Raw genomic sequence first — 12470 nt, 5'->3', positions numbered from 1 at the left:
TCGAACTGGACGAACAGGATCTGGCTCGCTGCCGGGCCGTTCTGAGCGATCGCCTCGAGCATGTGCGGTCCCAGTGCGAGGCGCTGAGGGCGGCGATCGACGCCATGAGGAATGCACGCAGTCTGACCACCGCTGATGACGAACACGACCCCGAGGGATCGACGGTCTCGTTGGACCAGGCTCGGGACTCGGCGCTGCTCGCCCAGGCCGAGCGTTCGTTCAGCGAGCTCTCGGCCGCCCGGCAGCGGCTTGCCGAAGGAACCTATGGCAGGTGTGAGCGATGCGGTCGCGACATCCCCACAGCCAGGCTCATCGCCCGACCTGAGGCCCGGCACTGCGTCAGCTGTAGCCGCTGATCCAGTGCAACACCGCATTTAGACCACTGCTCTCAAACCGCGCCGCGTGGTTGGGCTGAAACGGATGACTCGGAGCCTCCGGCTCTTGGCGGTCAACGGTGGACAGAAGCCCGATTCACTTGCCCTACATGCCACCGGTGGTCCCAGGGCCGGTCACGGGACGTGCGCCAAACCCGGTAAGTGCGTCCGCCACCTCCTTCCACGCCCCGTTGCGCTCACCAGAGCCGGCCACGGCATCTGCGGCATCCCGCAGTAGGTCGGCCCAGGACCGCTCTTCCGGCGTTAGCAAGTACTCGAAGCTACGGTCAAGAAGCCATGATCTGTCCTTCGAGGCGAACATGCTCACTGCATCCAAGAAGATCTCAAGCTGACGTGCGCGCTCGGCCACCGTTTCACCCGTCATGGAGAGCCAGTGAAAATGCTCTCCGTGGAGTGCCTCGCGAGCTCGGTCTGCGCTCACATCCACAACGGTACCGAATTTGCGCTCTTGTTCGTCGAACCCGCTCGTGGAGGACGATCTCGCGTTACGTCGGTAGGCCGCCACTTCATGAATCAATCGAAGGACATTGTCGTCGGTCATGGACGTGCCGACGACCAGAAGGTGCTTCGTCAAGAGCAAGGACTGCAGCACGGCCCCGGACGGGCCATATGCAGAGTCAAACCCTGCGAACTGACCCCGGGTGAGGACGATACTTTCCGGACGATCAAGAGAGCCATGCATCTTGAGTAGCCAGCGCTGATCGCCACTCGGCACGGTTGAGGGAAGAACGGCGGTAACACGCTCGGTCTGACCGTTCAGCGCAGCTTCTTCGTACAGGCGGTCATAGTTGGTCGTCACGGCACATTGACAGTCAAGGCCAGCGAGCAGGGTGTGTGCCAACGCTGGGACCCCCGTGTGCGAACAGTTGATGATCTCTACGACACGGGAGGCCAGTTCATCGCCAAGCTTCTGATGGAGGAGTTGCGCTTGGTCCAAGGGACTCAACTTCTTGAAGTGTTGCAGTACGGCCTCGTCCAGCTGAGCCACGTTCGCCAACTGCGCAATCAGAGCCTTCCAGTCTGGAAGTCCGGCGGGCACGCTGGTACCTGCGCCGACGAAGAGGGCCAGCGAACCTTCCCTCGCTGCGCGACCCAAACGAGACGCCTGCTCGAGGTCCACGTTAGGAAAAGACTGATTCTTAGCCTGTATACGGTGGTGCTGAATCGCCCCATACGAAGAAGGGTTCGGAACGACAATGGCGATGTCGATGGCGTTGTCGCTGACGAATCTTTGACACACTGAGAGAAGACTGTCGACGACAGTGCCACGACGAGCGCCCTGCCCACCCCCCCGAGTGCCAATGACCGGCAGAACGACCAACGGCAGCAACCTGCCTTGGATTTTCGTTTTGAGGTTGCTCTGCGCGATGGCATCGAGCAGTTGCTTGAGCCGGGAAAAACTGTCGTCGCCCTCGCCTCGATCCGAGGCGACATCCAAGAACCAGAGATCCTCTCGGCCATCGACAGGGCTTCGACCCCAACCACGTGACACCCAATCGGATGGCTTGTGATTCGCTGGCTCGAATGAGGTCTCGCCAGGCTGAATCACCGGGCGCCAGTGATCCTCAACGGTGAAGAATAGGTCGGTCGATATAACCGCAGCGTCTGCGACGACCTTGCCGATCCTTCCTTTGACGACAAAGACATGACCATGATTGGAGTCCATCTGGTGATCCGTTCTCATTTGTGCTCATACGGCGAATTGCGAGATGTAGAGCTGGAGTCAGAGGCAGCAGTCTGCCAGTTGTCGGGAGTCCTTGCAGTCGGACTGACAAGATTCATTAGTAGCTCGTTCGGACTTGTCAGCGCTGTTCGCTATGAATACTCAGTAGAAGCCGCTGCTGAGAGTCGCGGGCGAAGTGAAGCGTGAGAGGGGAGGCCCAGTGTCTGAGCCCAGGGGATCGGCTGGGAGCGCGGGAGGGCAGCGTGCCTACGAGTCGCTGGCGGAGAAGATCGTTGCGGAGAAATTGGCATCCGGCCGGAGCATGACGGACCGTCTCTGGGCCAACCAGCGGTTGACCGACGATCGGAAGAACGCCGAGATCGACTTCATCGTGGCGCGACCGGACGCCGGCGTGATCGCCGTCGAGGTCAAGGGCGGCCAGGTGACTCACGACGGTGACGGCTGGACCCAGACCAGTCAGAGTGGTCACGCAAAGTCGATTGATCCGGTCACCCAGGTGCGGGATGCCATGTACCTGTTGCGCAGCTACGTCGAACGGGATTCGCGGTGGGGGCAGCGTGGCAGAGTCCGTTATGGACATGCCGTGATCTTCCCGTTCACGCACATTCCGGAGGACTTCTCGCTGCCTGACTGTCCGCGCCACCTGGTGTTCGGCCGCGACGACCTGGACGACCTGGTGGATAAGCTCGCCCGCATCCCCATCCGGCAGCATGGGTCAGACCGTCTGCCGTCGAACGAGGACGTGCAGGACGTCGAGGAGATCCTGCGCGGCCGCGGACTCCCTCAGGATGACGTGCTGGCGCTGGCCCTCGAACGCGACGTGCTGACCGATCATCTGACGCAGCAGCAGGGGATGCTGCTCGAGGTTTCGAAGTTGATGAACCGAATGGAGATCCGTGGCGGTGCCGGGTCGGGCAAGACCTGGTTGGCGATGGAACAGGCTCGTCGCCTGACCAGGGCCGGGCAGCGGGTGGCCCTCGTCTGCTACTCCCGCGGTCTGGCGGCCTTCTTCCAGAGACTGACGACCCAGTGGCCACGCAGGGAGCAGCCGGCCTATGTCGGCACGTTCCACGGTTTGGGCATCGATCAATGGGGTGCTCATCCTCCGGTGCTCGGCGATGAAGACAGCGGTTACTGGGAGGAGGAACTGCCGTCCTCGATGATCACCATCGCCGCCAGCCTGCCGGTCGGGCGAAGGTTCGACGCGATTGTTGTGGACGAGGCACAGGACTTCGCCGACCGCTGGTGGGCTGCCGTGCTTGCCGCACTGAAAAACCCAGCCGAGGGTGGAATCTATGTCTACAGCGACGAGGGTCAGCGCGTCTTCGCTCGGTTCGGGGGGATCCCGGAGTGCCAGGCGGTGTTCATGCTGGAGCACAACCTGCGCAACACCCGGCAGATCGCCGACACTTTCCAGTCGCTCGCGTTGACGCGGATGCGTGCCCGCGGTGGAGTCGGGCCTCAAGCACGCCTGGTTCCCTGTGCCGCCGAGCAGGCGATCGGAACAGCTGACGACGCCGTTGAATCACTTTTCGATGAAGGCTGGCGGGCCCAGGACATCGCGTTGCTGACGACCGGCAAGCGGCACCCCGAGCAGGTGATCCGCCAGGCACAGAGCCAAGACGCCTACTGGGCCTCCTTCTGGGACGATGATCAGGTGTTCTACGGACACGTGCTGGGCTTCAAGGGACTGGAGCGCCGAGCTGTGGTGTTGGCGGTGAACGACAACGAGCCACGCGATCGGGCCAGGGAACGGCTCTACGTCGGGCTGTCCCGTGCGCGCGACGAACTGGTGGTCTGCGGTGACCCGGAATACATCGAGCAGGTGGCCGGGTCGGCACTGCTGCGCAAGTTCGGCAGCGGAGCAGCGACCACCCCCTCGCAGAGGGCCAGCGTCAGCGCCTAGTCTGGCCGAATGGAAGAACGCGTACTGGGAAGAACTGAACGTCCAGTCTCTGTGATCGGCCTGGGCACCTGGCAGATCGGCGGCAGCTGGGGTGACGTCCCCGAGTCGGAGGCGCAGGCTCTGTTGGCAGCCTCGGTCGAGGCCGGGGTGAGCTTCTTCGACACGGCCGACGTCTACGGTGACGGTCGCAGCGAGCAGTTGATCGGGCGGTTCCTCGCCGACCATCCTGACCTGTTGATCACCGTCGCGACCAAGATGGGCCGGCGGATGGCTCAGGAACCCGCCAATTACACGCTGGAGAACTTCCGGGCCTGGACGGACCGTTCACGCCGCAACCTCGGCATGGATCAGCTCGACCTGGTCCAGCTGCACTGCCCGCCGACGTCGGTGTACTCCCAGGACGCCATCTACGACGCGCTGGACACCCTGGTCGAGGAGGGTGTCATCGCCAACTACGGCGTGAGCGTCGAGACCTGTGACGAGGCGCTGACGGCAATCTCCCGGCGGGGGACGGCAACGGTCCAGATCATCCTGAACGCCTTCCGCCGCAAGCCGTTGGAGCAGGTGCTGCCCGCGGCTGAGGAGGCGGGCGTGGGGATCATCGCCCGAGTGCCGTTGGCGAGTGGCCTGCTCAGCGGGCGGTACACGAAGGAAACCACCTTCGCTGCTGATGATCATCGTTCGTTCAACCGCGACGGCAGTTCCTTTGACGTGGGCGAGACCTTCTCCGGGGTGGACTACGAGACCGGCGTCGAGGCGGCGCATGAGTTTGCGGCGCTGGTGGCCGAGTTGCCCTTCCAGGTCACACCGGCACAAGCGGCCCTGGCCTGGGTGGTCCAACAACCTGGAGTGAGCACCGTGATCCCGGGCGCCCGTTCGGTCGAGCAGGCGAAGGCCAATGCGGCTGCCGGCTCGGTGCCGCCGCTCGGCGAGCCGTTCATGGCGGCGGTGGCGGATCTGTACGACCGATCCATCCGGCCACTGGTGCACGACCGCTGGTGACCTTGGAGCTGGCGTGGCACAGCCGGGATCAAGCTGCGGCGTGCACTGAGGCACTGGAGGTCAGGAGGCAACCACACTGGCCTCGGTGAACACGTCGGCCGGCATCGGCCGCTCCAGGTCCCAGGTGATCGCGATGGGTCGGCTGCCACGGTGCTCGGAGTAGGAGGCCCGGCCAAGGCACAGATACGGCGCTGCGCCGAGGCCATTGCGCCTGACCAGGCGGGTGAAGATCAACACCTCCGTACCAAGCCGTTGATGGTTCAGGTAGCGCTGGCCGGTCGTCGACTCGACAGCGGTGGCGTTCTGCGACTCCCAATGGAAGCGATTCAGACTGATGGGGTAGTCGCGGTACAGCGTCTGCGGTGAGAAGTCTGCCTCTTCCTTACGGAGCGTGACAAAGAAGACGTCGGTGCGGCTCTCGTCTGCCCAGACCACACCCGAAGCGTGACCTTTGGGGGATCGACCGCCCGGTCGGAATGCCGCCCATCCGGTTGCGATCAGGACCTCTTCACGGTGATAGGTGGCGTGCGAGAACAGCGGCAACGTCGCTAGCGCGCTGCCCAGGGGCGAGGCAAGTCGTCGGTTCGCCTGGCTGGTGTGCTCCAAGAGCTCATCGATCTCGGCACAGACTGACGCGTTTGCCCGCAACCTACCCAGCCCGTCGTCGATCCCAGTAAGCCCATCCCACGCTGGCCACAGGATCGCCAGAAGCATGGCCGCGTAGCGTTGGCCTCGCTCGTCGAGGTCGACGACCATCGGACCGTTGGCTGACGAGAGCGTCCGGTAGTAGTGCGCCCGTTCCGGATCATCCACATACGTCAGGCGCCACAGCTTCTTGAGCAGCGCCCCCTCCTCAGAAGTGCCAGTAGGCGTCGCCATGCCCGCGCTTCTGCGCAGTTCGGTCCAGCTCTTCGCGCCGGCATACACCTCGCCGAGCTCTCGACCGGTCGCCTGCAGATAGTCAGTCAGCCCGACGTCGCCCAGCTCGCGAAGCTCTCGGACTCGTTCGGACCTACTGCCTCGAAGCGACTGGACGATATTGCTCAGCACGATGCCGTGACTGACCTCGTCCAGCACGATCTGCGCTCCGGACGGCAGGTACCCGAACCCTTCGTCGACCTGCCGTTCGAGATCGCGACCGCTGGCGCCAGTCAGGATACGGAAGCGATCAGCAAAGCGGAACTCACGCCGCTGTTGCCCGATGAAGTCCAGCACGGTCAACAGCGCCTTGCCGTCGGCGCGCCGGAGCCCGCGGCCCAGCTGTTGCTGGAAGACGGTCGCCGATTCGGTGGGACGGAGCATCAAGATCGTGTCTAGTGTCGGGACATCGACGCCCTCATTGAACACGTCGACGGTGAAGACACATTGAATGTCGCCGGCACGCCACTCCCGCAGCCACCTCTCCCGATCCGGCATCGGGGTGTCGCCGGTGATCGATCGTGAGTTGATCCCAGCCTGCTGGAAGACGCGCGCCATGTAGTTGGCGTGGTCGACCGAGACACAGAAGCCCAACGCCCGCATGGTGGAGATGTCGACGACACGATCCTGGAGCGCCCTCAGGACCAGCCGAGCGCGGGCGTCGTTGCCGGTGTAGAGGTTGTCCAAGCCCTCGGTCGCATATCCACCCCGACGCCACTCCAGTTGGCTGAGATCGGTGTTGTCCGCGACGCCGTAGTAGTGGAAAGGGCACAGCAGGTCCTGATCAAGCGCCTCCCACAGGCGCAGTTCGAAGGCGGAACGGCCATCGAAGAGGTCCCGGACGTCGAAGCCATCAGTGCGTTCTGGTGTTGCTGTCAGGCCCAACAGCTCGGTTGGCCGCAGATGCTCCAACAGAGCCTGATAGCTGGGGGCCGCGGCGTGATGGAACTCATCGATGACAACGACCTCGTAAGCGTCAGTCGGCAGCCCTCGCACCCTGGCCGCGGACAATGACTGCACCGAAGCGAACACGTGTGCCCAACCCGACGGCTGTTCGCCCGCCACGTACAGCTCTCCGAAGCTGCCATCGCCCAAGACCTCTCGATAAGTCCGCAATGACTGCTCAAGGATCTCCTTGCGATGGGCCACGAACAACAGAGTGGGTCGGCGCCCCAGTTGTTGCACTATCCGGCGATAGTCCAATGCGGCAACCACGGTCTTGCCGGTGCCGGTGGCCGCAACCAGCAGATTGCGATGCCGATCATGCAGCACCCGTTCTGCCTCAAGCGCCTCCAGCATGAGCTCCTGGTGTGGGCGGGCATGCACCTCGAGACCCGAGACGATGATCTGCTCGTTGCTGCCTTGCGATCGGCGAATAGCCAGGTCAAAGCGATCCGCGTCCACGTCCGGGTCGTACGTTTCGAACAGTGGGCTGTTCCAGTACGTCTCGAAGGTGGCGTCGAATTTACGGATCAAGGAAGGGGTGGCGACCGACGAGATCCTGACGTTCCACTCCAGCCCGTCGAGGAGAGCCGACCGCGACAGATTCGACGATCCGACGAAGCCGGTGTCATATCCCGAATTGCGCTTGATCAGCCAAGCTTTCGCATGCAGACGCGTGGTGTGCTCGTCATAGCAGACCTTGACCTCGGCACCCAGGTCCCGGACCAGCAGGTCCAGGGCGCGGCGCTCCGTCACACCGCGGTAGGTCGTCGTGATCACGCGAAGGGGAATGCCGAAGGATCGCAGCTCCGCAAGCTGCTCCTTGATGATTCTGACGCCGGCGAAGCGGATGAAGGCACACAGGAGATCGACTGCGTCGGCACTGGCCAACTCGGTCTTGATCTCGAAACTGATATTCGGTTCGCCCGGGGAGTTGGTCAGCAGGCTTGTCTCGGACAGCGGCGTGTGAGGCCGCTGATAGCGGCGGCCCCTGAACTCGCCGTGTCGATGTACCGCGATCAACCGATCGAGCTCGACCAGAACATCGTGTTCAGTCGCGTACGTGGCGATGATCGCGTTGACCAGAGACTTCTGCTCTTCGGCACTCTTGCCCGCGAGCTCACGGCCCACCACCGTGCCCACATGGCGAGCCAACACGTCGGGAATCTCGGACTGGGGGATGGGACCAAAAGTAGGCGAGAGGTCGAGATGGCGCGCCATCAAGTCTTCGAGGGCGCTGGTGCGAACGGCTTCATAAAGGCCAGTCGCCGGCTGCTGCGTCATGGCCGAGAGCTTTGCACACGGGCCCGACAGTGGCGACCGTCAAGCCTCGGCTTTGAGAATGGTCCGTGGTTGACTAGTTCTTCCGACGGGGCTGGTTGAAGCGAAGCATGTTGCCGGAGGGATCGCGGAAGGCGCAGTCGCGGACGCCGTACGGTTGGTCGATCGGCTCCTGCAGCACCTCTGCACCCGCGGCGCTGATCCGCTCGAAGGTGGCGTCGCAGTCGTCGGTCCTGAAGATGACACCGCGCAGCAGACCCTTCGCCAGCAACTCCGCCATGATCGCCTTGTCGGCGGGCGAGGCGTTCGGGTGCGCCAAGGCCGGCTCGAGCACGATGTCCACGTCGGGCTGCGACGGCGACCCGACGGTCACCCAACGCATCCCCTCGAATCCGACATCATTGCGGACCTCGAGACCGAGAACGTCACGATAGAAGGCGAGCGCCTTGTCGTGGTCGTCGACTGCGATGAAGCACGATGAAAGCTTGATGTCCATGCGGCTCACGATACGGGCCGTGCAGCGGGCTTCGCTTCTCCATTCCTCACCGGTCGGGTGTGGATCTTGGCGACACAAGCGGGGATCGCGGCGCCTTCGTCATGGCGTCGGGACCGGTATGAGCTCGGGCTCTCGCCGACAAGTTCGGTGAACCGCGAACTGAATGACCCCAGCGACGTGCAACCGACTGCGAAGCAGACCTCCGTCACAGTGAGGTCACCACGCCGCAGCAGCGCCTTGGCCCGCTCAATGCGGCGCGTCATCAGATAGCTGTACGGCGTCTCCCCGAAGGCAGCGCGGAAGCTGCGAGAGAAGTGGCCCGGCGACATGAAAGCGGTGCGAGCCAGCGCCGCAACGTCGAGCGGTTTCGCATACTCGCGATCCATCAGGTCACGGGACCGGCGCAGCCGCACCAGATCCTCCAACGTCACAGGACCAGCATCCCACAGCACTGCGCCGTCGGCGGCCGCGACGGTGATCACCTTCGGACTCAGCGCGCGGGCCGACCGCCCGTCGGATCGTCGCCGAGGGCACCACTGAGCGTGTGTACCACATCGGCCAGGGCGGAGTCGTCTCCCACGTTGCCGGCGAACACGACGTACGGGATGCCCTGAGCGGGGCCGTCCACCGGCTCCCACAGCGACACGATGCCCGGCAGCATGGGACCGCGCACCATGGCGTGACGGATCTGCAGGCCCCGCGTCGCCACATCGGACGAGGTGATCCCACCTTTCGCGATCACGAAGCGTGGACGGCGTTCTTGCAGGACACGCCGCATGACCTCCTCCACTACCGCTGACACGGTCCGCGCGATGCGCAGGCTCTCGGCAGCGTCGCCACCACGGACCAGTAACCGGCTGGTGTGCAGGATGACGTCACCAGCCTCCAGTCCGGACACCACGTCATCGACCACCCGCGCGATCTCCTGGCCGGCGGTGGGCTCCTCCATCAGGGCGGGCACCTCCAGCTCGACCGTTGTCGCCTGCGGATGGCGTCGGTTCAGCTCCTGCAGCTGACGGGTGGTCTGGCCGACGTGCGATCCCACCACGATCACGCCTCCGAGCGCAGCCGGGGTTGCGCCGATGAGGATCTCCGCGCGAGTAAGCGGGCTCCTGGCCCGTTGACCGATGCGGGCCCGGACAAAGGGTGGTCCGACCCGGTAGAGCAGCCTCTTGCCGCGGCGCTCGGCTTCAGCCAACCCGAGTGCAAGGGCACGCAGGTCGTTCTCGGTGACGGCATCGGACACGATCGGCGCGGCGTCGACAACCTGGTCGATCCGGTCGGCGACCGCTGCGGCGCCGCCGCGGATGACCGTCAGATCGAGCACGACGACATCCTCGGCGCGATAACGGCCGGCGGACTTCTCTTCCACATACTCAGCGAGGTTCGAACGGGTAAACCCGAAGGTGGCATCCTGAGCGAACTCCGTCCGAGCCACGGGGATGAGTCTTCCGCCTTCGGCGCGGACATAGTGCGTGCCACCGATCGTGATGCGACCGGCATCGGGGAACGCCGGGACGATCACCACGCCGTCGATGCTGATGTCAGCAGCTGCCCTCAGAGCGTCGGCGATGACCTCTGGTTCAAGCGGGAAGTGACCGCGCAGGGTGGAGTCGCTGCGACTGACGAAACCAAGATCAACTCCGTCCGCCGCCAGCAGGGCATTGGTGACGACCTCGCGGACGCGCCGCCGCGCCTCCTCGGCGTCCAGGCTCCGTGTGTTGGTCAGTACATAGACCGCCGCTGCACCCTGAGAAAGCGCCCAGCGGAAGTCGCCGACCTCCCAACTGGTCAGCACCGGCAGGTCCGCCACCGACTGGGTGCCGGTCGGGTCATCGTCGAGGACGACCAGGATCCGTCCAGTCTCGGCAACGGAGGCCGCCACGGACTCGGCGGAGATCTCCACCTCCGGCGGGAAGGCGGCCAGGACTTCTGCCTCCAACATCGGCGACTCTCCTCACAACTGGGTCGTGTGCTCGTCACAGCGGACCACGGACGTACGTCCCAGGCCCAGCGCACGCGTGGGCTTAGGAAACCTGCAGACCTCCGTTGATGTCGTAGGTGGCGGCGGTGATGTAGCCGGCATCCGGGCCCATCAGGAAGGCCATCAGTGCCGCCACCTCATCCGGGGAGCCGACTCGGCCCACAAGGACATCGGCAGCCAGCTGCGCCTTCCGCTCCTCGGACAACGTGCCACCCATGATGTCGGTGTCGATCGGCCCTGGAGCGACGGCGTTGACGGTGATGTTGTGCTGTCCCATCTCCCGGGCCAGCGCCCTGGTGAAGCCGAGGAGGGCCGCCTTCGAGGCGCTGTAGGCGACCTTGGAATAGGTGCCGCCACCACGCTGCGCCGAGATGGACGAGACGCTGACGATACGGCCGAGCTTGCGGTCGATCATTCCCCTGAGCACCCGCTGGGTGACGATGAAAGTGCCTCGCATGTTGATGTCGAAGACCCGGTCCCATCCTTCGACGGTCTCGTCCATGAACTCGACGGGGGAACTGATGCCGGCGAGGTTAGCCAGACCCACGATCGGCGGCATCGCCGCTTCGACGGCGTCGATGGCGGCGTTCACCGAGACTTGGTCGGAGACATCGGCAACTACCCCGATCGCCTGCACCTGCCGTGAGGCAGCGATATCGGCGGCTGCTCGCTCGGCGGCCGCACCGTCGATGTCCAGGATCGCGACCGCCCACCCCTCCCGCGCCAGCCGGTCGGCGGTCGCCCGGCCAATCCCACGAGCGGAGGCTGCACCGGTGAGGACGGCGGTACGTTCGACAGGGAAGGTGGCGGCAACGGCGAAGCTGGGGGCGGTCATGTCAGGCAACTCCTCGACATCGGATGGGCTCAGCCACCATTCAACCGGTCAGGTCGGCAGTCGCGACAGCGACCCCGGGGCAGTTACGCCCGTTGACGCCGGCGGATGATCGGGCTGCGGCCCTGGTGGCTACCATCTCCTCGTTCAGAGCAACAACGACGAACAGGTGGAAGATGCCAACAGCCATTGACCGGACCGGCCTTGCAGGTCTCGCGTTCTCGACGCTGGGATGCTCCGGCGAGAGCCTCGACCAGGTGATCGAGCTTGCTGCCAGGACCGGCTTCGGAGGCGTCGAGCTCCGGGCGGCGGCAGACGAGTTCCTGAACACCGGGCTCACGGCCGCCGAGCGTGCGGGTGTCCGACAGCGGCTGGAGAGCGCCGGGCTGGTGGTGTTGTCCGTCTGCAGCTACGTCGGTCTGTGCGCACAGGGAGGGGAGCCCGACCGCGAAGTGGCGACGCTGGGTGACCACCTGCGGCTTGCCGCCGACATCGGCGCGGGCGCGGTGCGCGTGTTCATGCGTGACGAGAGCCAGGGTCCGGGGCTGAGCGAGGGGGAGAGGCTGGCGCTGGACCGGCTGCTGGCTGTGCATGAGCTGTCCCGGGAGCTAGGCGTCCGGGTGCTGATCGAGACCCACGACTCACACTCGCTCGGTGCCCGGGTCGCGAACTTCCTCTCGGCGGTGGATGAGCGCATCCCGGACCACAGCTTCGGAGTCATCTGGGACACCGCGCACACCTGGTCACACGGAGAGACCGCCGAGACGTCGCTGGAGCTGTTGGGTCCCTGGCTGGCGTACCTGCAGATCAAGGACGCCGACACCGGCTTTCGTCCGGTGTCGATCGGAGCGGGCGAATTCCCCATCGGCGACCTGCTCGCGATCCTTCAACGCCACCACTGGCGGGGCTGGCTCTCGCTTGAGTGGGAGCGCAAGTGGCATCCGCACCTGCCCTCCCTCGACGAGGCCCTCCCGGCCACCCGCGCCTGGATCGCCGCTGCCACACCCTGAAAACCTGGATCTGCCGCGGC

10 protein-coding genes are annotated in these 12470 nt (G+C 64.7%); 4 read left to right on the top strand and 6 right to left on the bottom strand.

Going from position 1 to position 12470, the window contains the following annotated elements:
• Positions 1–104: 104 nt before the first annotated feature.
• Entirely contained in the window at positions 105–356 is a 252-nt protein-coding gene (locus JOE57_RS19285; RefSeq protein WP_204916502.1) for a TraR/DksA family transcriptional regulator, read from the top strand.
• Positions 357–480: 124 nt separating this feature from the next.
• Here the strand turns inward: JOE57_RS19285 and JOE57_RS03980 are convergent, their stop codons facing one another.
• Entirely contained in the window at positions 481–2061 is a 1581-nt protein-coding gene (locus JOE57_RS03980) for an SIR2 family protein (RefSeq protein ID WP_204916501.1), read from the bottom strand.
• Between the two features lie 217 nt (positions 2062–2278).
• On the opposite strand from JOE57_RS03980, the gene JOE57_RS03975 reads away from it, so the two are divergent.
• Together JOE57_RS03975 and JOE57_RS03970 are read left to right on the top strand one after the other, a co-directional pair.
• Entirely contained in the window at positions 2279–3985 is a 1707-nt protein-coding gene (locus JOE57_RS03975) for a nuclease-related domain-containing DEAD/DEAH box helicase (RefSeq protein WP_338041143.1), read from the top strand.
• A 9-nt stretch (positions 3986–3994) separates the two neighbouring features.
• Positions 3995–4987 (top strand): aldo/keto reductase, encoded by a 993-nt coding sequence (locus tag JOE57_RS03970; protein ID WP_204916499.1) that lies wholly within the window; start codon positions 3995–3997, stop codon positions 4985–4987.
• A gap of 60 nt (positions 4988–5047) precedes the next feature.
• Here the strand turns inward: JOE57_RS03970 and JOE57_RS03965 are convergent, their stop codons facing one another.
• From JOE57_RS03965 to JOE57_RS03945, 5 genes are all read right to left on the bottom strand, one after another.
• A complete protein-coding gene (locus JOE57_RS03965; RefSeq protein WP_204916498.1) occupies positions 5048–8131 on the bottom strand; it encodes a DUF3427 domain-containing protein in 3084 nt (1027 codons plus the stop codon).
• Positions 8132–8204: 73 nt separating this feature from the next.
• On the bottom strand, positions 8205–8624 hold the full coding sequence (locus tag JOE57_RS03960) for a VOC family protein (RefSeq protein WP_204916497.1): 420 nt from the start codon (positions 8622–8624) through the stop codon (positions 8205–8207).
• Positions 8625–8629: 5 nt separating this feature from the next.
• Positions 8630–9010, bottom strand: a complete 381-nt coding sequence (locus tag JOE57_RS03955; protein WP_204920202.1) for a helix-turn-helix transcriptional regulator — start codon at positions 9008–9010, stop codon at positions 8630–8632.
• Between the two features lie 104 nt (positions 9011–9114).
• Positions 9115–10569, bottom strand: a complete 1455-nt coding sequence (locus JOE57_RS03950; RefSeq protein WP_204916496.1) for a four-carbon acid sugar kinase family protein — start codon at positions 10567–10569, stop codon at positions 9115–9117.
• Between the two features lie 82 nt (positions 10570–10651).
• Positions 10652–11443 (bottom strand): SDR family NAD(P)-dependent oxidoreductase, encoded by a 792-nt coding sequence (locus tag JOE57_RS03945; protein ID WP_204916495.1) that lies wholly within the window; start codon positions 11441–11443, stop codon positions 10652–10654.
• 173 nt (positions 11444–11616) lie between these two features.
• Here JOE57_RS03945 and JOE57_RS03940 point away from each other — a divergent pair, with 173 nt between their 5' ends.
• On the top strand, positions 11617–12450 hold the full coding sequence (locus tag JOE57_RS03940) for a sugar phosphate isomerase/epimerase family protein (protein WP_204916494.1): 834 nt from the start codon (positions 11617–11619) through the stop codon (positions 12448–12450).
• Positions 12451–12470: the final 20 nt, after the last annotated feature.

It is taken from the genome of Microlunatus panaciterrae (genome assembly GCF_016907535.1).
GTDB classification, from domain to species: Bacteria; Actinomycetota; Actinomycetes; order Propionibacteriales; family Propionibacteriaceae; genus Microlunatus; species Microlunatus panaciterrae.
Note: the sequence above shows the minus strand (reverse complement) of the source record. Positions and strands in the feature narration are given on the sequence as shown.

Coding starts and splice junctions, on each gene's coding strand:
- JOE57_RS19285 (WP_204916502.1), top strand. CDS start 105: ATGAGGAATGCACGCAGTCTGACCACCGCTGATGACGAACACGACCCC.
- JOE57_RS03980 (WP_204916501.1), bottom strand. CDS start 2,061: ATGGACTCCAATCATGGTCATGTCTTTGTCGTCAAAGGAAGGATCGGC.
- JOE57_RS03970 (WP_204916499.1), top strand. CDS start 3,995: ATGGAAGAACGCGTACTGGGAAGAACTGAACGTCCAGTCTCTGTGATC.
- JOE57_RS03965 (WP_204916498.1), bottom strand. CDS start 8,131: ATGACGCAGCAGCCGGCGACTGGCCTTTATGAAGCCGTTCGCACCAGC.
- JOE57_RS03960 (WP_204916497.1), bottom strand. CDS start 8,624: ATGGACATCAAGCTTTCATCGTGCTTCATCGCAGTCGACGACCACGAC.
- JOE57_RS03955 (WP_204920202.1), bottom strand. CDS start 9,010: ATGGATCGCGAGTATGCGAAACCGCTCGACGTTGCGGCGCTGGCTCGC.
- JOE57_RS03950 (WP_204916496.1), bottom strand. CDS start 10,569: ATGTTGGAGGCAGAAGTCCTGGCCGCCTTCCCGCCGGAGGTGGAGATC.
- JOE57_RS03945 (WP_204916495.1), bottom strand. CDS start 11,443: ATGACCGCCCCCAGCTTCGCCGTTGCCGCCACCTTCCCTGTCGAACGT.
- JOE57_RS03940 (WP_204916494.1), top strand. CDS start 11,617: ATGCCAACAGCCATTGACCGGACCGGCCTTGCAGGTCTCGCGTTCTCG.